This is a genomic window from Thalassoglobus sp., from assembly GCF_048270125.1.
GTDB lineage: Bacteria > Planctomycetota > Planctomycetia > Planctomycetales > Planctomycetaceae > Thalassoglobus.
Window position 1 is genome coordinate 114,166 of the sequence record NZ_JBLWTN010000001.1, and the last position, 24,367, is coordinate 138,532.

14 protein-coding genes are annotated in these 24,367 nt (G+C 49.6%); 12 read left to right on the top strand and 2 right to left on the bottom strand.

Annotated elements, in window-relative coordinates; all coding sequences use genetic code 11:
* Nucleotides 1–222 precede the first annotated feature (222 nt).
* The 7 genes from ACN0YR_RS00395 (at nt 223) to ACN0YR_RS00425 (ending at nt 13,158) form a co-directional block, all read left to right on the top strand.
* Nucleotides 223–2,682: a DUF1549 domain-containing protein gene (locus tag ACN0YR_RS00395; RefSeq protein WP_417847220.1), complete on the top strand. Its 2,460-nt coding sequence runs from the start codon at nt 223–225 to the stop codon at nt 2,680–2,682.
* Nucleotides 2,683–2,766: 84 nt separating this feature from the next.
* Nucleotides 2,767–4,110 (top strand): DUF1501 domain-containing protein, encoded by a 1,344-nt coding sequence (locus ACN0YR_RS00400; protein WP_417847221.1) that lies wholly within the window; start codon nt 2,767–2,769, stop codon nt 4,108–4,110.
* Between the two features lie 205 nt (nt 4,111–4,315).
* A complete protein-coding gene (locus ACN0YR_RS00405; RefSeq protein WP_417847222.1) occupies nt 4,316–6,682 on the top strand; it encodes a PPC domain-containing protein in 2,367 nt (788 codons plus the stop codon).
* Nucleotides 6,683–6,868: 186 nt separating this feature from the next.
* The gene (locus tag ACN0YR_RS00410) at nt 6,869–9,346 is read left to right on the top strand and encodes a PSD1 and planctomycete cytochrome C domain-containing protein (protein WP_417847223.1); all 2,478 of its coding nucleotides are present in this window, start codon (nt 6,869–6,871) and stop codon (nt 9,344–9,346) included.
* Between the two features lie 32 nt (nt 9,347–9,378).
* Nucleotides 9,379–10,842, top strand: coding sequence for a DUF1501 domain-containing protein (locus tag ACN0YR_RS00415; protein ID WP_417847224.1), 1,464 nt, complete (start codon nt 9,379–9,381; stop codon nt 10,840–10,842).
* Between the two features lie 166 nt (nt 10,843–11,008).
* Complete coding sequence (locus ACN0YR_RS00420) at nt 11,009–11,854, top strand: SGNH/GDSL hydrolase family protein (RefSeq protein WP_417847225.1); 846 nt, start codon at nt 11,009–11,011, stop codon at nt 11,852–11,854.
* Nucleotides 11,855–11,922: 68 nt separating this feature from the next.
* Entirely contained in the window at nt 11,923–13,158 is a 1,236-nt protein-coding gene (locus ACN0YR_RS00425) for a sialidase family protein (RefSeq protein ID WP_417847226.1), read from the top strand.
* 332 nt (nt 13,159–13,490) lie between these two features.
* On the opposite strand, the gene lepA is transcribed toward ACN0YR_RS00425, so the two are convergent.
* Complete coding sequence (gene lepA, locus ACN0YR_RS00430; RefSeq protein ID WP_417847227.1) at nt 13,491–15,293, bottom strand: translation elongation factor 4; 1,803 nt, start codon at nt 15,291–15,293, stop codon at nt 13,491–13,493.
* A gap of 286 nt (nt 15,294–15,579) precedes the next feature.
* Between lepA and ACN0YR_RS00435 the strand changes: the two genes are divergently transcribed.
* The 5 genes from ACN0YR_RS00435 to coaBC all read left to right on the top strand — a co-directional run bounded on the left by ACN0YR_RS00435 (nt 15,580) and on the right by coaBC (nt 20,759).
* Nucleotides 15,580–16,698, top strand: a complete 1,119-nt coding sequence (locus ACN0YR_RS00435) for a glucose 1-dehydrogenase (RefSeq protein ID WP_417847228.1) — start codon at nt 15,580–15,582, stop codon at nt 16,696–16,698.
* 140 nt (nt 16,699–16,838) lie between these two features.
* Nucleotides 16,839–17,774 (top strand): thiamine-phosphate kinase, encoded by a 936-nt coding sequence (locus ACN0YR_RS00440; RefSeq protein WP_417847229.1) that lies wholly within the window; start codon nt 16,839–16,841, stop codon nt 17,772–17,774.
* Nucleotides 17,775–18,313: 539 nt separating this feature from the next.
* A complete protein-coding gene (locus ACN0YR_RS00445) occupies nt 18,314–19,384 on the top strand; it encodes a Gfo/Idh/MocA family protein (RefSeq protein ID WP_417847230.1) in 1,071 nt (356 codons plus the stop codon).
* Between the two features lie 59 nt (nt 19,385–19,443).
* Complete coding sequence (locus ACN0YR_RS00450) at nt 19,444–19,722, top strand: hypothetical protein (protein WP_417847231.1); 279 nt, start codon at nt 19,444–19,446, stop codon at nt 19,720–19,722.
* Between the two features lie 488 nt (nt 19,723–20,210).
* Entirely contained in the window at nt 20,211–20,759 is a 549-nt protein-coding gene (coaBC, locus tag ACN0YR_RS00455) for a bifunctional phosphopantothenoylcysteine decarboxylase/phosphopantothenate--cysteine ligase CoaBC (RefSeq protein WP_417847232.1), read from the top strand.
* Here coaBC and ACN0YR_RS00460 read toward each other — a convergent pair whose 3' ends face one another.
* On the bottom strand, nt 20,760–24,350 hold the full coding sequence (locus ACN0YR_RS00460) for a M56 family metallopeptidase (RefSeq protein WP_417847233.1): 3,591 nt from the start codon (nt 24,348–24,350) through the stop codon (nt 20,760–20,762).
* Between the last annotated feature and the right edge of the window lie 17 nt (nt 24,351–24,367).

A 24,367-nucleotide genomic window follows, 5' to 3' on the forward strand; every position in this document is an offset into this window, starting at 1 on the left:
CGTTGGGAGCCTCTGACACTCGACGTGCCAGAATTCAGATAAGAATGCGTACTTTTTTCAGTGATGAAATAGATCTTCTTCATCCCAGGATGGTGTTTTGACTTGTCGTTTGAATTCGTCAAGCAGCACAAAGGCTCATTAAATTACTGTTTACTGAAAGATGAGTAGATTCCATTCCGATGAATCCATTAGAATTCGCTGATGAGTTGAATGTGAAATGTTGTGTCCTTCCTCCTGCCTCACCTGCAAATGATCCCTCCAATTTTCCAGAGATCGTTCTTGTGCTTCATGGTCGTCTTGCTCAATAGTATTGAGCAACGAGATGCATCGGCGGAGGTGCAGATTCACCCTGAACAGATCGTGTTGGAAACTCCAGAGGCTTCTCAACAGGTTCTGGTGACCAATATCGTCTCAAAAGTGAAGTCGCATGATTTAACTCGCAACGTCAGTTATGAAATTGTCCCGGCAGGTCTCGCGACTGTGAGTGAAAGCGGGCTGGTTCGCCCTGTGATGAATGGTCGCGGCGAACTTGTGGTAAGTGATCAGCATCAAAAATATTCAGTCCCGCTTGAGATCAAGAGCTTGGCCTCCCCACGGCCTGTTTCTTTTCAGAACGAAATCATCCCGATCCTGACGAAAGCAAGTTGCAATTCCGGCGGATGTCATGGAAAAGCTGAGGGGCAAAATGGGTTTCAGTTGAGCATTTTCGGATTCGATGCGAATGCCGACTATCAGGCGATTGCATTGGCGAGTCGAGGTCGCAGGATTTCACTGACTCGCCCTGAGCAGAGCCTGTTATTTCTGAAAGGATCGGCACGGACTCCACATGGTGGTGGGCAGAAAATTGATCCGGAGAGTGATCGAGACCGACGTTTATTACGATGGATTTCTGAAGGAGGGAAATTTGAAACCGAAGCTGACAACGACAGTCAGATTGTTGGAATCGAGATTGAGCCGACTCAACAAACCTTGCTTGCTGGAGAATCTCAGCAAATTCGGGTGACAGCTATTGATGCTTCGGGGCGACGTCGCTGCGTGACGAGCGAAGCGGAGTATGAATCGAATGCTGAATCTCTCACCGAAGTCAGTTTGTCGGGACTTGTTCAGGCTAACACTCTTCCCGGCGAGGCAGCCATTCTGGTTCGCTATCTGGAGCATGTGACGATCTGTCGAATAACGATGCCTCAACCAGAGATCGAATTTGAGCGCCCACCAGAAAACAACTTCATTGACCGGCTGGCGTGGGACAAGCTCGAAAAATTAGGCATCGAACCGAGTGATCTCTCTGATGATGCAACATTCTTACGTCGCGTGTTCCTCGACACAATCGGAACATTACCAACAGCTGATGAGGCGCGCCAATTTCTCTCCAGTTCAGATGCCAATAAGCGTGCAAAGCTAATTGACGAACTTTTGGAACGAGACGAATACGCTGACTACTCTACGATGCGATGGCTCGACATCCTTCGCGCGGATCAGTTGAAAATTTCTCCTCAGGGAACTGTAGCAATGCAACGTTGGTTGCAGCGACATTTCGCAGAGAATCGGCCATTCGATCAACTCGCCACTGATCTGTTGACCGTGCAGGGGAACACGTCCGCTGAAGGGCCTGGATCGTTCTACAAGATTCTCGACACCCCCGAAGAAGCAGCCCGCTCAATCAGTCAATTGCTCCTCGGCGTGCGCATCGAATGTGCGCAATGTCATCATCATCCTTCTGAACGATGGAGTCAGGCTGACTATGTCGGTCTGGCAGGTTTTTTCACGGGATTGAAACTCAAAAAGCTTCCAAATGGCGAGCAATCTCTCGTGTCGTTCGGAGGGAAAGACCTCCCACATCCTCGCACCGGAGAATTAGTTCCCGCCAGAGCATTGGGAGCCGAACCTGCTGACTTTTCAAACGTCAATGATCGCCGCCATGAACTGGCTGAGTGGATGACTGCTGATGAGAACCCTTTCTTTGCCAAGGCAATTGCCAATCGGTTGTGGTCTCATTATTTCGGTCGCGGTTTAGTCGAACCGATTGACGATATGCGGGAAACCAATCCCGCGACGAACGAACCACTCTTGAAGGCACTCGCTGAGCATTTGCGTGAGACGGACTACGACCTGAAAGTCTTCACGAGAACGTTGCTTAATTCGCGTTTGTATCAGTTAAGTTCAGCGACGAAGCCGTCGAACGCAAACGATCTTCAGAACTTCTCTCACGCGGCGTACAAAACTCTTCCGGCTGAGGTGTTGCTCGACGCGATCTGTCAAAGCACGGGTGTCAACGAGAAATACAACGGCTGGCCCGACGGGTATCGAGCGATTCAAATTTGGGACAACCGGATGCCCTCCTATTTCTTCCGTATCTTTGGGAGACCAGTACGAGCGACCGTTTGTGAATGCGAACGGAGTAATCAGCCGAGTATTTCTCAGGCGATGCACTTACTCAACTCGCCGGAAATCGCAGAGAAAATCGGGCATCGCCACGGAACAGCACGACGTCTGGCAGCGTCATTCTCACCGAATGAAATTGTTGACGAATTGTACCTCATGACACTCTCGCGTTTTCCGACAGATGCGGAAAGAGATTTGATGCGACAAGCATTTGAAGAATCAAAAAACGACCATTTCGCAGCGACTGAAGATGTCCTTTGGGCGTTGCTCAACTCGAAAGAATTTGTGTTTAATCATTGACGTGTTTAATGATTTATGGATCGGCACAATTCTGCGATTGAGTTTGTGAATATTCATCACAAAGATCGAGCACAAGGATCGAAAATGTTTAGAATTTCGCTCGGCAGCCGAAGCAATTCGATGTGCAACGGTATTTCGCGACGCCATCTTTTGCGAGTTGGGACGTCTGGTTTGATTGGAGGGCTGACTCTCCCTCGTTTGCTGGAATTGCAAGCCAAAGCAGCTTCGCCTCAATCTGCAAAAGCCAAGTCGTGTATTTTCCTGTTTCTTGAAGGGGGGCCACCGCATCAGGATATGTGGGATCCCAAACCTCATGCACCGGTCGAAATCCGTGGTCCTTTTAGCCCGATCCCAACAAATGTCACGGGAACATTCGTCACGGATCAGTTGCCATTGTGTGCGAAAGTTGCTGACAAATACACGATTATTCGCAGCCACAGTCATCGTGTGAATGGGCACACGACCGGTTATCATTATGTCATGACGGGTCGAAAGCCGACCTTCGCTGATGGTGACAATCCAATCCCGAATAACGATTTCTTCCCATCTCTCGGCTCAGTCGTCTCTCGTGAATGTGGTCCACGTGGTGCGCTTCCCGCTTATATGAATTTGCCACACCCCATGGCTGCCGGAGGTCCAGGGTTTTATGGAGCTGAACATGCTCCGTTTGTCATTGAAGCTGATCCCACACAGCCTGATTTTGAAGTCAAAGACCTCCGCCCGCCGGATGGCCTGACGCAACAGCGTCTAGACGTACGGAAAAAACTTCTTGCTGGAATCGACAGCATCGAACGAGAACGGACTCGCGGACAAGCGAAAGTGATGTCCACCTATTACAACAAGGCCTACGACTTAATTGCATCCCCTGAGGCAAAGAAAGCCTTCGATATTCACTCAGAGCCGGACTCTGTCCGCGATGCTTACGGTCGCACTCAACTTGGCCAGTGCACACTCCTGGCGAGACGTCTCGTCGAGGGTGGTTGTCGGTTTGTGGGTGTTGACGCACCCGGTTGGGACGTTCACTTCAATTGTTTTCCCAGCCTGCAAACAGATCTCATTCCTTATGCCGATAGAGCTTTCAGCACACTTGTGACTGACTTGGAAGAGCGGGGGCTGTTAGACGAAACTCTCGTCGTGATGATGGGAGAGATGGGACGAACGCCCCGAGTCAATGCGAGGGCAGGGCGAGATCACTGGTCGATGGCACAAACGATTATTCTCGCCGGCGGTGGGATCAAACCGGGACAGGTCATTGGTGCGACTGATAAGCACGCTGCTGAACCGACAACCGAACCTGTTGGTGTCAACGACTTATTGTTTACGATTTCAAGACTAATGGGGATCGATCCCACGAAAACTTACCTCGGACCTTTAGGGCGTCCCGTCCCGATTGTTGATGGCGGGAAGATGATCCCGGGGTTGGTCTAACGCAGTTTTAAAAATGAAGTCCGCGAACAGTCTCGTGGAGATAAGCGATCCATGACATGAAAAGCATACTTCACGGACACAAGAAACACGAAAGTGTTCTAACGTAGTTTTGATAAAGAAGTCCGCGAACAGTCTCGTGGAGATAAGCGATTCATGACATGATAAGCATACTTCACGGACACAAAAAAACACGAAAGTGTTCTGGATGAAAATGCAAGTTCTATTTTGTGTTCAAAAGCTGATCGCCGCATCTCTACTGGTTCTCTCGATGACACCGAGAGTCCACGCTCAGACTCCGCCCGCAATTGGCTATATGTATCCACCAGGAGGTCCGTCGGGGGCAACGACGGAGGTTGTTTTGGGAGGCTATGACTGGACGCCAGACATGGAAGTCTTCGTTCTCGACCCTCGAATCAAGTTAGAGATCATTGAACCTGCTGGCCCCGTAATTGTCCCCGAGCCACCTTATTGGTTTGGCAAGAAGTCGCGTCGAGCACCCTTTCTACTGCCGCGAGAAGCCCGCGCCACTTTGACAATTCCAGCTGATGTTCCCCCAGGAGTTGTTCGTTGGCAAGCTGCCAATGCAAATGGAGCAACCGCAACTGGACAGTTCATCGTAGGAAGTGGACTCGAAGAAACTGAAGATGCAAATCGCTCGGTCCCGCAAATTCTGTCAAAGTTGCCGGTCACCGTTTCTGGTCAAATTCGAAAGGTCGAAGAAGTCGACAGCTATCAGTTCACAGCAACGAAGTCTGGACCTGTCTCATGCTCTCTGATTGCCCAAAACATTGGCTCCCCGCTAAATGCTGCAATAGAAATCTTTGACTCAAGTGGCAGCAAAATTTCCACGACTTTTGATACGGCTGGAAATGATACGGCTTTTACGTTTCATGCTCTGAAAGACCAGTCATACACGATCAAACTTTACGACCTCGATTTTCGTGGCAATCGGGCGTTTGTGTATCGCATGCTTCTTTCTGAAACACCGCGTGTGGTGGCTGCGATTCCTTCGGCGGGGCAACGAGGGACAACTCAGGAAGTTGAATTTATCGGATATGGAGTTGCCAGCGGGGAAGCGAATCTGGAGTCTGTGACGCGTCAAGTTTCCTTTCCCGAAGATCGCTCGCAAAGTTCGTTTTCGTATCAGCTTGAAACACCCTACGGTGCAGCCCCTTATTACACTTTGCAGCTGAGTGATATCTCTGAATCAAAAGAGATCGCCGAGCCGGTTCAAAAAATCTCTTCTCCCGAGTCTGTGACTGGGGTGCTCGACAAAAAGTTTGAAGAAGACGAATATCAAATCTCGGGAATCAAGGGAGAGGCGTGGATCATTCAGGCGATTGCTCAAGAACTCGGTTCTCCGCTGGATGTTGCGTTGTCGATTACTGATAAAGATGGGAAGGAGCTTGCTCGCAACGATGACGCCTTGAACACGACCGACGCTCTCTTGAACTTTACCGTTCCAGCTGACGGCGACTATCAGATTCGTGTCGCTGATTTCTCTGGACAAAGTGGCCGTCGTGACGCGGTCTATAGATTGCTCGTTCAGCCAACTCAGCCAGGCTTCTCATTTATCGTCCCGGAACTCATCAATGCACCGCTGGGAGAGAAAGCAAAACTCGCACTCAAAGTGATCCGGAATCCCGGCTTCAACGAGCCGATTTCCATTACATTTTCCAATCTTGCGGATGGTGTCACTGTCGCCGAAGATCTGGAGATTCCTGCTGGGAAATCTGCTCTCTCCGTTGAAGTCGATATCGCTGCCGATGCTGCGGTGACAGGTCGTTTGGTAACTCTCCACGGTCTTGCAACTCTCAATGACAAGGAGACCGTTCAGCAAACTTCAAGTCCAATCCTGATTGCAACTACAATTAAGCCTCCCTATTCAATCGATGCAGAGGGAAAGGATGATGTCACCAAATGGCCGCGCGGAACAACGTTTCCAGCTCCGGTTTTGATTGAACGTGAGCCCGGATTCGATGAGGTGATTCGATTAGAAATGGCAGCGAAGCAAGGTCGTCATCGACAAGGAATCCGTGGTCCGGAACTGGACGTCCCCGCAGGAGTCGGACGCATCCTCTATCCAGTCTATTTGCCTGAATGGTTGGAGACGACCCGGACCTCACGAATGGTCGTCAACGGAGTGGCGAAGGTCCGTGATCCTCAAGGAAACATTCGGTACTCACTCACCCGGCAGAAAACTCGCATGGGATTTTTGCCAACAGGCGCTTTGCTCAAAGTCTCAGCAGATCAGGAGGAATTTGAAGTCGCTTCCGGTGAAACGTTCAGCGTCCCAATTACAATTCGACGATCTCAGCAATTACAGGAACCGATCCTCGTAGAGATCGTTTCGAAAGACAGCAATTTTTCTGCTCAACCATTGACCATTTCATCCAAAAAACAACACGTTCAGCTACCAGTTGTGATCAAATCTCACAATGCTGCTTATCGCGAAAGTGAACTCACTATCCGGACAACAGTGATGCAATCGGAGAAATATCCGGTCATTTCGGAAACGACAGTGATCATCACTTCCATCAACGTTGCACTTACCGATGATAGAGGTAAGTAGGATTGGTCTCGGAATCTGAGTGTTTCCTCTCGAATACTGAGGAAATGATGACCCCATAAGTTTTTGGGCTGCTTCGCTAAGAAACTTGTGTTCTGGACATGAATCGCAACGCAGATGATGATCTCTTGAGAGATTAACTTTCTGACATATTATGTCAAAAACGGAGAGAGGAAAACGAGGTTCGGAATGCTGATGTTTTACAGGTTCAATCAGTTCGCGGTCAGCATGTTCGTCCAGGCATTCAGGCTGAGAACGCTGCTGGCATTGATACCAACATTCATGCTGGTGGGGTCAACTTTAAGTGCGACCGAACTGTCAGCGGCTCCTGTGATCTTTGATCGTGATGTTGCTCCGATTCTGGAGAATCATTGTCTACGTTGTCACAACAAGAGAGACCACCGTGGAGGTCTCTCGCTCCAGACTCGCGAAGCAACTTTTCAGGGGGGAGAGAGTGGTGCAACAATTGAACCGGGAGACATCACTTCCAGCTACTTAATTGACTTGATCACGCCGGATGACGGGGCAGCGGAGATGCCTCAAGAGTCGGCCCCGTTAAGCGAGAAGGAAATTTCTATCCTTCGAAAGTGGATTGACGAAGGAGCACAATGGCCAGAGAACGTCGAGCTCCAACTTCCATCGCTCTGGTCGCTACAACCACTTGAACATCCTTCTCCCCCAGAAATTACAAAAACTTCTGAAGACTTTCCGATTCGCAATCCGATCGATTCGTTTATTGCCGCTCGGCATCACGAAGCCGACTTGAAGCCGGCTCCGACTGCAGATCGACACACTCTCGTTCGACGCCTCTCTTTAGATTTACTCGGGTTGCCTCCCTCGCAAGAGCAGGTGGAGAGCTTCGTGAATGATGCCTCACCGGATGCCTACGAAAAGCTGGTGGATGAGTTTTTAGAGTCGCCACACTTTGGTGAACACTGGGGGCGCCACTGGCTCGATCTCGCTCGTTACGCAGACAGTGAAGGATACCTTGGAGACAGTGAGCGGCCGCATGCCTGGGTCTATCGTGAATGGGTGATTAACGCCATCAACGACGATCTTCCGTTTAATCAGTTCACCATTGAGCAACTGGCTGGTGACTTGCTGGAGAATCCAACTCTCGAACAGAAGATCGCGACTGGCTTTCACCGCAACACGCTACGCAACACGGAAGCAGGGGTTGATCTGGAGTTGTACCGCACGAAAGAAATCATCGATCGAGTCAACACCACCGGGATGGTCTGGCTTGGGCTGACGTTCGGCTGCGCGGAATGTCACGATCATAAACATGATCCTGTCAGCCAGAAAGAATTCTATCAGCTGTACGCATTCTTCAATAATGCTGATGAAGTAGGTGTCACAGCAACACAGCCTTGGGAAATTGCGGAATACGAAGAGGAACTGAAAAGTTGGGAGCCCGGTTGGGACGAACTCACTGCTGAACTGGCCTCGTTCGAAAAAGAGGGGCTTAGCGAAGAGCAACGCGAAGAGATCAATCAGATTTTCAGTAAATACAAGAAGTCAACGGACCTGAAAAAGCTGGTGAGCTATTACCGAACCGACGACACAGCCTGGAAAGCTTTCGAAAAGCGGCTGGTGACTCAACTTGGCAAGCGACCATCAAAGCCATCGACCAAAGCTCGAGCATTTGCGGAACGGAAAAAAGATCGCCGGGAAACGTTCATACATATTCGTGGTGTTTATAATCGCTCCGGAGAGAAAGTTGATCTGGATACCCCTGAAGCTCTTCCTCGATTGAGAGCACGTGCAGAGACACCTGATCGTCTGGATTTAGCATACTGGTTGTTTCACGAAGAGAATCCACTCACAGCTAGAGTCGCGGTGAACAGAATCTGGCAGCAGCTCTTCGGTGTCGGAATCGTTTCGACTCCGGGAGACTTCGGGAACAAAGGGGCTCCTCCGACCCATCCTCAATTGCTCGATTGGCTGGCGAGTGAGTATCGAACTCGTGGCTGGAGTCGCAAAGAGATGATTCGACTGATTGTTAACTCTTCGGCCTACCGAATGTCCTCAGAGTTCAGTTCGATTCCCGAGCAAAGCGAACTCAGTAACCAACTTCTTTGGCGACAAAACAGTTTTCGGGTCACAGCAGAATCGGTGCGAGATCTTCACCTCACTGCGAGTGGATTGCTGGACCGCACAATTGGTCGCAAGGGGATTCGACCACCACTTCCGGACTTCGTGACAGAAGTCGGACGTAGCGTCAAATGGCCAGTCAGCAAGGGAACGGAACGGTACCGTCGTGGGATGTATATCTTTTTCAAGCGAACGGTTCCTTATCCGATGTTGATGACGTTCGATGCATCCGATTCGGCGACGACATGCAGCCGTCGAGAACGGTCGAACACGCCGCTCCAGGCACTCACCCTTTTAAATGACCCGGTCTTCTACGAGTGTGCTGAGGTTTTGGGAGAGGAGATGGCTGAGGAAAATCAGGACTCTCCAGATTTGGCAATTCGCAAAATTTTCCTGCGATGCCTCGGAAGACCTCCGCGTGATGCGGAATTCAGATATCTCCTCGCTGCGTACAACGACTTGCTGCAGATCGATTCCCCCAGAAAAGATTCGGAAGAATCTGTACGTCACAACGCGATGACCGGCATTGCGAGGATTGTGATGAACCTCGATGAATTCATCACACGCAACTGATACAAATCGCCTTCTCCAAAGGTCTCCTCTACATGACAACTCCCACCGCCAGGCTTTTCAATCAACAGCGTCGAGACTTCTTCACATCATCAGCCAGCGGCCTCGGAATGCTGGGGCTCGCGTCACTTCTCAATGAGGATGGCCTGCTCGCAGGGGACTCTGCGCACCCACTCACTCACTTCGCACCGACTGCGAAGCGTTGCATTTGCCTGTTTATGGAGGGAGGTCCAAGCCAAATGGACCTCTTCGACCCCAAGCCTCGCCTGAATGAGCTTGATGGGCAACCGATGCCGGAGTCGCTGTTGAATGAAATTAAGTTTGCATTCATTCAGAAAGAGAGTGCGCGGTTAATGGGGAGTCCGCGAAAGTTTCAAAAGTACGGCGAGTGCGGAATGGACCTTTCCGATCTCCTGCCGCACCTGAGTACGTGTGTGGACGATATCGCTTTAGTCCGTTCCATGCATGGCGAACAGTTCAACCACCTTCCGGGGCAACTCATGATGCTCACCGGATCCCCTTTGCAAGGTTGGCCTTCTCTTGGTTCTTGGTTGACCTACGGGCTGGGTAATGAATCGAACAATTTGCCCAGCTATGTCGTCATGACGACATTGGGAAGAGGTCTCCCCGGTGGAGCAAATAGCTGGTCAAGTGGATTCTTGCCGTCGCAATATTCCGGTACTCCCTTTCGCAATCAGGGGAGCCCAGTTTTGAATCTGGAGAATCCGCAAGGTGTCTCGCGAGAATTTCAGAGAAGGAGTCTGCAGGCGATCAATGAGTTGAATCAACTGCGGTATGAGGAAATACGAAATCCAGAAGTTGCCAGCCGAATTGAAGCATACGAATTGGCTTTTCGGATGCAGCAAACAGCCCCCAGCCTGATTGACTTATCAGGAGAATCCAAAGCAACTCTCGAAGCATACGGACTTGATCGCCCCGACAACGAGAAGGGATCTACCGCAGGTTTTATGGGGTCTTACGCTCGAAATTGTTTGCTCGCAAGACGAATGATTGAACGTGGCGTGAGGTTTGTCACGCTCTTCCTTTCGACGTGGGACCATCACAGCAATCTCGATCGTGGACTGGAGCGATATACAGAGATTTCCGATCAACCAGTGGCAGCTTTACTGAAAGACCTCAAACAGCGTGGTCTGCTTGATGAGACCCTCGTGATTTGGGGAGGCGAGTTTGGCCGTACTCCGCTCGGAGAGAACCGGTCCAACTTCAAAACCGTCACTGGTCGCGATCATCATCCATATTCGTTCAGCATGTGGCTCGCTGGCGGTGGAGTTAAGGGTGGGCAAGTGATCGGTGAAACCGATGAAATCGGTTGGGGCGTCGCTGAAGATCCTGTTCATATTCATGATCTCCATGCAACAGTGCTTCATCAGTTTGGGCTCGACCACAAACGGTTGACCTATCGATTTCAGGGACGTGATTTTCGGCTCACCGACGTCGCTGGGAATGTCGTCCCGCAACTGATCTCCGATTCCGTTTAATTTGACATCGCTCAGGTTGAATCGAGCTGTTGACCAGCGGGGTTTGAGAGCGGAGTGCTCTTCATTATAGTAGTTTCAAGCATTGCTCTGCTTCAGACATTGCAGATACGTGAATGAACAAAGCAATATCGGCACATCAACAAGACATCCCTCAGAAAGAGTTTCGATGAGAGAATTGCATCTTCGTGTTTTGAGAAGTCATCCTGTTCTGATCCTCGCCCTGCTGATCTTTACGACACTCATTTCGACGCAGCGGACAGCGCATGCTGAGCACGACGGAAAGATTCAAATTCTTTTACTGGGTGACAGTACCACTGAGGGGAGTATCCCCCGAAAGATCAAGCCGGAAGGCCCGCACCTGGAGCAGGTCCTCGAGCAACTCCTCGCAGCGGAAGGTGATTTGCCACCGTGTCATGTCATTAATTCCAGCCTAAGCGGTGAATACATTCGCCGCTTATTTGATTCCGGTAGATATCAACGTGATGCGGAAAAACTACCGGGGCTCGATTACATCTTCATTCGATACGGACTCAACGACCGTGCTCGACGTGAAAATTTTCCGGTAAATTTCCCGAAGGACTTTCACGAACTGTTGAACAAACTTCGTGAAGATCATCCGCAAGCGCTGTTGATCCCGATGACAGTGATCCCGTTTTCGGACGAGGAAACGAGTAAGGAGATCAATGATCTTGTTCGTCAAGTTGCTGAAAAAGAGAAACTGGAAGTCTTTGACATTTACCCTCGTTATGCTGAGGAATTGACGAAGGGGTACAACATGCTGAATTATCGTCGCTACCCACTGTCGAAGGTTCCTGAAAAGTACCATGCACTCGTGAAGCCGTTTGTGGTCGGACCAAGTGTTGTGGTCATGGCAAACGAACTCGACGGAATCCTCGGACACCTTCCAGGTTGGGCAGGAGATCGTCATCCGAACCTCGCTGGTTACAATGTGATTGCTGATGAAACAGCGAAGTATCTTGCTGAAATCATTCGGAAGCGGGACCAGAAATAAGTTGCGTTGAATCGCATTCTTTCTGATGACTGAAAAGCTTCTCACTCAATTAATCTGAAGAGTTCGTCATGATTCGTGTTCTTGTATGCTGCGTCGTTTTTTCGAATTTCGCGGCGGTTGGCGGTGCTCAATCTACTGAGCGGCCAAAGCTGATTGCGTCGATATCAAAAGAAACGTTGTGGACGAATCGTGATGGCAACGGGGCGACGTGGTTTCATCCTCGGGCCTGCATGATGCCGGGGCCTGATGGGAAACCGATCGCCCTGATGACTCTCCAGGAAATCGGGGGATCCGATTACTTCGGGCAAGTCCATTGGTCAACTTCTTCGGATCTCGGCAAAACGTGGAGCGATCCAGAACCGATCGAAGCGTTAGGGCGAGATCCAATTCCCGGCCGTGCAGATGACTTGAAAGCGGCTGTCTGCGATGTGACACCGCAGTACCATCCGCAGTCTGATTCAATTCTTGCGCTGGGGCATGTCGTCTTTTACAAAGGGAAATACTTCGCACGTAAAGAACAGCTTTCGCGATATCCGGTCTATGTCACTCGTGACCAGACAGGGGAGTGGTCAAAAAGAAAAATTCTGGAATGGGATGACCCTCGCGGTAAAAACATCTACACCAACAATTGTGGACAACGGGTCGTTTTGCCGAATGGCGATGTGCAGATGTCATTCACGTTTGGTCCCGAGTCGGTAAACAGGATGGTTTCCGGGGTTCGCGCGTCTTTTAATGGAGAGGAACTGAAACTTCAGGAAGTTGGTCCTCCGTTAGAAAATCGTGTTGGACGAGGCCTGCTCGAACCGAGTGTGACGGAATTTCAGAATAAGTTTTGGATGACCATTCGAGCGGAAGATAACCATGGGTATCTCAGTTCCAGCGAAGATGGGATTCACTGGGAAGAGAAAAAAGCGTGGACTTGGGAGGACGGAACTCCCGTGAAGATGTCGACGACTCAGCAGCACTGGCTCACGCACAGCGACGGTCTGTTTCTCGTTTACACACGAGAAGACGAGTCGAACAAAAACGTGATTCGCTGGAGGTCACCATTGTGGTTGGCTCAGGTCGATGTCGAAAAGAAGTGCCTCATCAAGTCGACGGAACAAGTCGTGCTGCCGATCGTTGGCGATGGTGTCAACGATCCTGACAAGGTCGCCCTGATGGGGAATTTCAACATCACGCACGCCAGCCCAGATGAAGCTTGGGTGACTGTCGGAGAATGGATGCCTCGTGATGGTTACAAGGGAGACGTCCTTCTCGCACGTATCAAATGGGCAAAACCGAACAAGCTTCCACTCTGGTAATCTTCAGAACGGTTTGCTGTCGCTGAGTCCGGACAAAAGACAGGTTCTCACTGCCAATCAGGTTCTCACTGATTAAGACGGGATCCCAGAAGGATCTACCATCTCTTCAGTCTGGTGTCTGCAGCCGTATTGAAAGAGATGTGTGGAAACAGTCTTGTGGAAATGTGCTCTCCACGAAATGGAGAGCATTCTTCACATGCACGGAGAAATAGAGCATCTTTCGAGTTGGTTTGCAGGTTCTGCCTCGTGGCGAACAGCATTTTTACTAGAGAAATGCGTTCTTCACGGGCACACGGTAGAGCAAACTGCTCTAGAAGATGCAAAAGTAAGGCTCAACCGTCCTTACCAGCTTCAAGGATCGAGAGAAACGCTTTTTGTGGGATCTCGACTTCCCCGAATTGTTTCATCCGCTTCTTTCCCTTTTTCTGCTTCTCAAGCAGTTTTCGCTTTCGGGAAATGTCACCGCCGTAACATTTGGCGGTCACGTTTTTGCGGAGGGCAGAGATCGTTTCACGGGCAATCACGCGGGAGCCAATAGCTGCCTGAAGGGCGACCTCGAACTGATGTTTGTGAATTTCTTCTTTGAGCTTTTTGACCAAAGCACGACCACGACGTTCGGAACTGTCGCGGTGGACAATCGTTGCGAGTGCTTCGACGAGAGTTCCCTTCACAAGGATGTCGAGTTTGACCAGGTCCGCCGGACGGAAACCGATCACTTCGTAATCCATTGTGCCGTATCCACGTGTGATCGACTTCAACTTGTCATGCATGTCATAGATGATTTCCGCAAGTGGAAGTTCGTAGACAAGCTGAGCGCGGTCGGTGCCGAGGAATTCAGTGTTAAGATAAATTCCACGCCGGTCAGCACAGAGTTGCATGACCGAACCGATTTTGTCTGCCGGGAGAATAAAGGTCACTTTTGCGATCGGTTCGCGAAACTCGTCGATGTTTCCAGACTCGGGAACATCAGCTGGGTTGTCTAATTTGTGCACTTCACCTGAATTCAATTTGAGTTCGTAGGTGACGTTTGGAGCTGTTTGAATCAGACCGACATCAGCTTCCTGCTCGAGTCGCTGTTGAATGATCTCCATGTGGAGCATTCCAAGGAAACCGCAACGAAAACCGAAGCCGAGCGCGTCGCTTGTTTCTGGAACGAACGAAAAGCTCGCGTCGTTCAGTGCCATGCGATCCAGTTCGTAACGGAGTTTTTCGAAGTCGGTTGCATCAATGGGATACATCCCGCAAAAAACCATTTGCTTAGGTTGTTTGTAACCCGGAAGCGGTTCTGTTGCCTGATTTCCTTGAAGGGTGACCGTATCCCCGACGTGAATATTTCCGAGCTCTTTCTCGCCGGCGATGATATATCCCGCCTGGCCCGGACCGAGAGACTGGCAGGCTTCCATGCTTGGGCGGAACTGTCCAATCTCGATCACGTCGTGAACTGTTGCTCCCCGCATGAAACGGATTCGGTCTTTCGACCGGAGGGTTCCCTCGACAATACGAACATATGTAATCACACCACGGTAGTGATCGTATTTACTGTCAAAGACAAGCGCTTTTAAGGGAGCCTCTGGATCTCCTTTCGGAGCAGGGATGCGTTTGATGATGGCTTCGATACAGTCTTCGATCCCAATTCCCTGTTTGGCGCTCACCCTGATAGCGTCGGATGAATCCAGACCGATGATGTTTTCAACTTCTTCAAGGACTTCTTCAATACGTGTGACAGGCAGATCGATTTTGTTGACAACCGGAATGATTTCCAGGTCGGCTTCAATGGCTGCGTACGCATTGGCGACAGTTTGAGCCTGCACGCCTTGAAAAGCATCTACGACGAGCAAAGCACCTTCACAAGCTGCCAAACTTCGTGAAACTTCATAGTGAAAGTCGACATGACCGGGAGTATCAATGAAATTCAGCTGATACATATTCCCTTCGTATTCGTAATCGATCGCAACGGCCCGTGCCTTGACTGTAATCCCACGGTCCTTCTCGACGTCCAAGTCGTCCAAAACCTGTTCGTGGAAATCTCGTTCTGTGATAGCTCCGCTTTTCAACAGCAATTGATCGGACAGCGTACTTTTGCCATGATCGATGTGAGCGATGATTGAAAAGTTGCGAATAAATTCAGGTTTCATAGTGTTCAGTTGGTCAGCACTTTCTTCGGGAAAGCGGATGGTGATCAGTGGGTCGGCTGACCTGACTTCCGAAGATTCAAGGCACGTTGCGAAAGGGGCCGAATCCTACATTATATCTATCCAGACATAAATGGAGCAATGTGACTCATCGACATTCTCTGTTCTGGATTTTCATGCTCTTTTTGTGGAGGCGATTGACATTCGGTAGCCCGCATTGCGATGCTGTTACTTCTGAAAAATCACTCGCTGACAGTGAATGTCACAAAGTATTGCGGATAAATAACTTATGAAAGCTTTAGCTGTCAATCCGAAGCAGGAGAATAGCGCACACGTTGTCGAAATTGACGCTCCCAGCCTTGATCTCATCCCGAATGGAAGAGGAGTTCTTGTAAAAACTCTGCAAGTTGGAGTCGATGCCACCGACGCTGAGATCAATGAGGGTTTATATGGACAGGCTCCCGAAGGAGATTCTTTTCTCGTTTTAGGGCATGAAGTTTTCGGAATCGTCGAAGAAGTCGGGCCGGCTGTCACGCATGTGAAACCGGGTGATTATTGTACCTGTACGGTGCGTCGTCCCGGACCAACGATGTATGACACCATCGGCCGCAACGACATCACCAGTCATGATGAATACTACGAGCGGGGCATCAATCTTCGGCACGGATTTATGACGGAGAAATTTGTCGATGACGCCGAATTCGTCGTCAAGGTTCCGGTTGGACTGAAGCATCTTGGTGTTCTTTCAGAACCTGTCAGCGTGTGTGCCAAAGCGATTGAACAGGGGTATCTTGCTCAAACTCGACTGCAAGTTTGGAATCCACAGCTGGCATTCGTGACAGGGGCGGGGCAAATTGGATTGTTAACCGCGATGATGCTGCGATTGCGAGGTCTCGAAGTTTACGTTCTTGCGCGCACTCCGAATCCAGGACTGAAGGAAGAGATTTGTGAAGGGTATGGCGCCCATTACATCAGCACTAAAGAAGAGGAGCCCGCTGACCTCGTTCAACGTGTTGGCGCTCCCGATCTCATTATTGAAGCGACTGGCAGCAGCTATGTCGCGTTCAACTCCATGCAATACCTCAACAGAAATGGGGCACTTGTCTGGACGAGCGTGACCGGCGGAAAGAATACGATTACAGACTTTCCTTCCGATCAGGTGAACCTTGAGTGGGTCCTTGGGAACAAGTTGCTTGTTGGCAGCGTGAATGGAAATCGCGACCACTTCAAAAAGGGAATCGCTGACCTGGCAATGGCTGAAGTGATGTTCCCGGGGGTGACACAGAGAATCCTGACGACTCCCATTGATGGTTTCGAAAACCCGACGGAGATCATCGACAAACTCACCAACGATAAGTCCGCGATCAAAGTCTATGTGAATATCTCTAGAACTGATCCTGAAACTTGAAATTGCTCTCTCAAACGTTGTGGAAAGCGACCATTGCAGTAGTTTTCGGACTGGTTCTAAAGATTCCTAACGTTTCGCGCAATCAGTTTTGCCATTAAAATTTGATTCGAATTGAAGAGTCCAGTCAAAAGTAATTCGAAATGAATGCTTATTCTGAATCACGTCCAGAATTCGACTTTATTGACTGGATCAAGAAGCAAGCTACATCCCGGCCAGAGGTGAAGCTGGGAATTGGCGATGACGCAGCGATCCTTTTGCAGCAACCGGACAGGGAATGGGTCACGGCGATTGATGTGATCACCGAAGGGGTTCATTTCACATCAGAGACACCTCCGGCGTTGATCGGTCGCAAGGCTTTGGCAATCAACTTGAGTGACATCGCAGCGATGGCTGCCGAACCGGTCGCTGTTTTTCTTGGGATTGTTCTTCCGAAATCGCGTGGGCGAGCCTATGCAGAACAGCTGTACGCCGGCATCTTTGAGATTGCCAGCGAGTACAATGTGACGATTGCTGGCGGAGACACCAACAGCTGGTCGGGACCACTCGTCTTGAACGTCACAGTAATGGGAACTGTCGAGCAGGGAAAAGCGATCTTGCGATCTGGAGCGAAGGCTGGTGACTGGATCTTTGTCACCGGACCTCTGGGGGGCTCATTGGCATCGGGACGTCATCTCACATTCGAGCCAAAAATCAGAGAAGCAAAAATTCTCGCTCAAAATTTTCGTATTACATCGATGCTCGACATAAGTGACGGGCTCGCAAGTGATGCGAGACATCTCGCATCGCAAAGTGGTGTCGGAATTGTCATCGATTCCCAGAGCCTTCCAATCAATGCAGATGTGAACCCCGAACTGCCCAAAGCCGAACGAATTCGGCACGCGATGTCTGATGGTGAAGATTTTGAGTTGTTGCTGACCGTCTCTCCGGAAGAGGGCGAGAGACTTCTTAGCGAGGGCATCCTGCTCGGTCTCAACGTTACCAAAATCGGCGAGTGTACTGAGGAAGTCGGCCTGAATCTGAAGATCAGCGACAAACTGACCGATTGGCCTCGTGGTGGTTGGGAGCACGAAGTCTAATTGGACAGGGATTTATTGAATTCTTTGAATTGAACTGATTCCAAAAAGGAGAGATGTAGACAAAGGCTGGGGCAATTTTTGAATCAATCCATCCTATACCGGATTTTCAACAACAGCACTGTTGAACCAACGCATCATTTTTTATGAATGTGTCCAGCAGGTTATGGGGCTGATCGAGAGTCGAAATGTTGAGAGTCCCGGTTTTCATGAATTGTCAATCCGTGTCCGTTGACGCACTCGCTGAGACTTGCTGTGATTGCGTGCTGCAGCCAGAATTATTATGCGGCGAACTGGTCTTTTAGCATTTTCGATGCTTCTCGCGCCTGTGAAAGTCACCCTCACGGGCACGACAAGCGCTGAAAATGCTCTAAAATGAAATCGTCCTCATTCGTTGGATGTGCGGTCACCGATTCAGACCAGAAAAGTATTCGTATTTCTCGTGCCTGTAAAGAACCCGTATATCGTATCCGAAAATGCTCGAGCGTAAGAGCGGATTTAACGAGTTGAAGTAGTGAAGAGTTATTGAACCGGAGAACAAAATGTCTGTAGGATTTGGTATCGTCGGAACTGGGATGATTGCCCAGTTTCACGCAAAAGCCATCGAGGCGATTACAGGGGCATCGTTAGTCGCCTGCTTCGATATGGTTGGAGAACGGGCGGACGCATTCGGAAAAGAAAACGGATGCAAGGCGTATTCCAATCTTGATGAAATGTTGGCAAACGAAGATGTACACGTAGTGACTATTTGTACTCCAAGTGGTGCTCACCTTGACCCGGCAGTCGCTGCGGCAAAAGCGGGGAAACATCTTCTTGTCGAGAAGCCTCTGGAAATCACATTGGATCGATGTGATCAAATCATCAACGCCTGCAAAGCATCGGGAGTGAAACTGGGGGCGATTCTGCCGTCTCGGTTCAGTCAGGCAAACATGGCTTTGAAAGAAGCGATCGAGCAAGGTCGTTTTGGAAAACTGACTCTGGGCGACACCTTCGTGAAGTGGTGGCGCTCACAAGAGTACTACGACAGCGGCGGATGGCGCGGAACCTGGGCGCTCGACGGCGGCGGAGCGTTTATGAATCAGGCGATTCACAATGTCGACTTGCTCCACTGGTTTATGGGCGATGTGTCGCAAGTCATCGGAATGACATCAACGATTGCTCACGAACGCATCGAAGTCGAAGACGTTGGAGCAGCGACAGTCAAATTTAAATCCGGTGCTATCGGCAACCTGGAAGCAACAACATGTGCGTTCCCAGGACTGCTGAAGAAAACTGAAATTCATGGGACGACCGGATCGGTCATCATCGAACAGGATTCCATCCTGCTTTGGGAGTTCGAGGAAAAACGGCCAGAGGATGAAAAGCTTCTGGCAGAATGCGGAGCAGGGAACGAATCGACAGGCGGGGCTTCCGACCCGAAGGCGATTTCCTTTGTTGGACATCAAAAACAGTTTGAAGATTTCGTTGCTGCCATCAACGAAAATCGAGAACCGATGATTGATGGATACGAAGGCCGCAAGAGTGTCGAGGTGATTCTTGCGATTTATCAATCATCATGGGAAGGCAAACGAATCGATCTTCCACTCGCTAGCGACCCGGTAAGACCTGAGTAAGGTTCGCAATTTCAAGTATGGAGGAGGCTCACATTTGTGAGCCTCCATTTGTGTTCAGTATGCTAGTTCTGACGCGAGTTGTTGGACAATCAATGCTCATCGAAGATGTGCAGCTGAGACTGGAGTACGCCGACGCTCGTTCCATCATCTTCTCGTTGGAAAAACTGAGCGGAGGACGAGAAACCAAAGTCCGCATTCAACGGCACCAGATTGTTGACCTCTGTTACAACGTCAAGCTACAGCTCATTTCCGTTGAAGGTCAGTCAGCTAGAATAGGGTTGGAACATCCGCCAAGTGTTTCTATTCAACGGTTTGAAGACGAGAGTCCCCAGGATTAATCTGGTCTCGCGTTCTCAGTTTTGATGATGAAGCGTGAAGAACCATTCTCACAAAAAACTGGACATCACACAGGATCTCTGGACGGCTTGAATTCCAATGCATCGAGAAGAATCACGTTCAAAGACGCTGATCTTCCATCTCTTGATGTGTACAATTCGCAAACAAATCCATATTTCCAGAGCAAATCCAATGTTGGCTTTTCTGTTCTTCCCTTGGGCGGAGAGGCGATGAAATTAAACAAGTGACCTTAACGGGCTCGACAAACATTGAAGATGCTCTCAGCTCGATTTCCAGGCAGACTTTTTAGAACTGGTCTCAAAACTTGCTGTTCACTTCTCCGGCACAGAGAAAGGTTGCAATTCCATAGGTTTTAAGACTGCTTATAGGGCAGTTTGCTCTGCCGTGTGCCCGTGAAGAACGCATTTCTCTGGTAAAAACGCTGTTCGCCACGAGGCAGATCCCGCAAACCAATTCGAAAGATGCTCTAATGGTAGACCTGACAAATAAAGAAATACTGATCGGCATCACCGGGGGGATTGCAGCTTACAAGGTTGCAGAACTGACCAGCCAGCTTGTGCAGCAAGGAGCCGGAGTGACCGTTGTGATGACGGACTCTGCACAAAAGTTTATCGGGAAGACGACATTTCAGGCTCTCACCGGGCGTCCAGTCTACACAGAACTGTTCGAACCACAGGAACACTTCATTGGTGAACACATCGGGTTGGCTCGCCGGGCGGATGTATTCCTGATCGCTCCAGCAACGGCGAATGTCATCGGACGAATGGCTCATGGGCTCGCTGATGATTTGCTCACCACACTTGCTCTTGCCGTCACTTGTCCTGTTGTGATTGCTCCAGCGATGAACAATGAGATGTGGTCCAAACCAGCCGTGCAGAGAAATCTGAACCAGCTTAAAGAAGATGGCATCCAGATGATCGGTCCCGACGAAGGCTGGCTCAGTTGCCAATCGATCGGCCCCGGAAGAATGTCTTCACCAGATGCGATCTTGAAAACTCTTGTCGACCTGCTTGGTTGATCACTTCAGGTATTCCGCGATCTGTTTATGCACGTCATCTGACTGGCGAATGATCAACGTTTTGCTCTCGGGATCAAAAGTTACGACTCCTGCCCCTCCGTGCGCATCCCAGCTCTCCGGGGCAATTTTCGACTTCAGTTCGCTACAAATCTCCTCAAGACCGCTTCGCTCAAATGATTTCCCTTCAGTCGAATACAATCTGATTTTATGAGACTCTGCACATCGTGGTTTCGACGAGATGACAATCAAGCCGTCGTGCTCAGAATACCCCAGCCCCAACGGGGTGAGGAGCAATGCCAGACCAGATTTTACCATGATTGCCTCTGATGTTTTGAGCGTCACTATTGTCTGATCGGAGACGCCAGCTTCATCCAGTCCTTGCTGGTCAACGTAAAACTGAATTCCGGTTTGCTGACGTATCTGAGTTAGTGCATCGAGGAGTGTGGCATTATTGAGTTCAAACTGGACCGATGTATTCAGTTCTTTGACTCCCGCAGTTCTTCGAGGAGTTTTCGTAGTGAGGCTTTCAGGCTTCTTTCCGAGGCGGACATCCCGGAGTTCCCGAAGCAGCCATTCTATTTCGTCGTGAACTGCTCGAACTTGGCGGACGACCAGACTGTTGGTGGTCGAGTGTGAGGTGATGGCCCCGGGACCACCAGATGTCGCCCAGCTGTGAGGGGCGACGACCGACTGTAGCAACTCAATCAAGCTGACTAATTCCAGGTTTGTCTCTATTGCGTCACCGGTAAAATCTACAACATGATAAACGACGACAAGGTGCTCACCTTCGGCTTCTTCTGAAGATGTAATTTTCAGGACTTCATCTTCAATCATTGAGGTCAAGCCGAGGCTCCGAAGGACGACGTTCAAGCCGGTTGAGACCGAGACTTGATCCAGATGCACTGTGATAGGATCGTTTGAGGAGATTCCAGCCTCCGCTAAGGCAGCGACGTCAATCACAATGTTAATGCCTGCGTGATTCGCAATATGTTGGATCAACTCTATAAATGGTCGATCTTCAAAATCCAACGAGATCAACTGCTGTAGATTTTTGCCAATTTTCTCCTGATGCGTTAAAATCTGTTGTTGTTTCGCGAGTTGAAGCAGCGACTGTTCAATAACGTTATTCTTGTTATGAAAAGTGGAAGAGGCTTTCTGAACAAGATGGTCAAAGTTTGTATCTGGCTTGCCTTCTAAGACTTCTCGCAGTAGTTCAAGCCGTTGGTTTGTCTGGTCCTGTTGAGCTTGCGGAGCAATGATCTCAAGTTGTTGACTCTTCGGCTTGAACTGAGCCGTCGATTTTCCCAACTCCCAGGGAGTTGATTCTCCTCTTAGAAACTCAATCAAGGGCTTCAGGCGTTCCTTGGGATCATTGAATTGGCGAGGAGCCTGATAAAATCCATCATGATTGAGGAATCGTGAAAGGTCATGGACTCTCGTTACGCGATGATGAGTCGCTTTCAGCTTCGAAGTGACAACGAAGTTTCCATCGTCAATGTAAAACGAAGCTCCGTACGGTTCCAGTATGAGTCGCAGGCAGGATTTCAGGCTGATTCCCTTAACCTGAAGGCTCAGTTCATGCTGTAGAGAAATTTCCGCTTTCCGGAGCGAGATCTCGTCAATAACAAGGCAGTTCTGAAGCTGTTGCTTCCCGATCTCATCAAGTGCTTCATCAAGACTGACACCGACGTAAGTGAAGTCAATCGGTTGTTTCAAAGAATCTTCGAGAAGCCTGTTCAACTCATCTGGAGTTCGGGTCACGTCCTTTTTGTTGACAGAGCTCCCGGGATCATTTCTCGCATCCAGTGGATTGAGTGCTATATTATTCCCTCGCATCTGAATCGAGTTTTTATCGAGATCCCATTCAAACTCATCACACGTCATGAATGTTTGCACATCGTCCGTTCCGCTCCCGTCATTGAATTTGACATGACCAATCGCCTTGATGAAGTTTGGTGGTTTTGAGAGTGCGTCAGCCAATACATCGAATCGAAGCTCAATCTCATCTGCCCGAAGTATGGCTGTGGACTCTGCGCGGCGAATTTGAAGTTGGCCTTGTTTTAATCTGATCGATTTTGAAGTTGAATCAAGCTGCATGCTCTTTGCGTTGGCAGAGAAATTTCCCTGTTCGATGTGTATTTGATATTTCTTTTTATCGAGAGGAGTTGTGGAAAGATTGTTGAAGTCCGATTCATCCAGTGTGAGCTCTCCAGTCACTCCGGCATCACTCTCCACGCCCACACCGAAGATGACATTCTTGGTGGAATTCTTCTCCTTGTGGTCCTCAACTTTCGCTTTTTCATTCAGCTTGCCTGGTCCCTCAGCTTGATAGTCTTGTGGTGATTGCAGTTTGGTTTCGACTGCTCGATTGTCTTGTGGTGGCTCGCCTGCAAAAACTTGTACCAGTGAAAAGCCGATCCCGATCACCATTAACGGGATGATGAGCATGACGACTGCATGGCGTGGTCTTCGAGAAATCGTCGCCCGTTTTTGCGAACTCAGTTGCAGGACGTGTTCGATTCGTGCGAGAAGTTCCATCTTCTGGCCTCCAAAGTTTAGGGAAAGTAGACTGTTGAACCATCTGGGGGAGAGTGTTTTCGTTTGTGATTGTTCAAGCAATCGTAGAGCAACCTGCTCAAGTGCTTTGGCATACGAAAGGTTTGAACCAAGCATGCGAACAGATTCTGCATCGCAACAAAGTTCGCGTTCAATGCTGATACGTTTTGAAATCCACCATACCGCCGGGTGAAAGAAGAGCAGGGTCTCAGCGATTCGCTGAACCAGGATCACCCACAAATCGAAACGCCGAATGTGCATCAGTTCATGGACAATGACCGCTTCCAGCGTTTCGGGAGTGAGCTGAGTTGTCCAACTCAGTGGGATAAGCACCATCGGACGCAAATATCCAACAACAATCGCCTCATTCACTTTAGCAGAGAGAAAGAGGCGAGGAGTCACCACCCATTTCTGACTCAGTGTAAAAGACTCGATACGCGAAGAGATTCCCGCATCGAGTGTCGATCGCGAAGCTGAGATGCTGACAATCCAAAGAAATCCAATGAGCAAACGACATGAAAACAGTAAGACTCCCAGTCCCCAAGTTAAGACAATAAATTTGGGGTAGGTTTGATAATTTGTAAGTGGAGTGAGTTCTGCGTCTTTTGCGTCGCTCGTTTGTTTTGAGGTCGATGTCGAAATTTGACCTCTTGAGTGTACTTGAAGACTCTGACTGACCGAGTCAACAGGCTCGTCTCGGTTCCAGTTTGAAATGATGTACGGCAGGTCTAAAATGCTGATTGAGATTTGCGATGCTGAACTTTTTTCAGAGATCACTGTCGAGGCCGAAGATGCCTGCTGACCACGTTCGAATTGTTGAGCTGAAGTGACGAACCATGTGAAGACTGGAAGCAAGAGAACTACCCATAACCCAGTCACAAAAATCCCATAACGAAGAGCAGGGGATTTCGCACGAAGAATTTTTTGCAGGTTCCAAAGTAAGAAACCGACGAGGACGCCTTGCCACACTGCGTGGAATAAGATTAACCACAGATTGTGCAGCAAGTTTTGATCAAGTTGGGAAAGGGGGAACATCAGTGGCATTCCTTGCA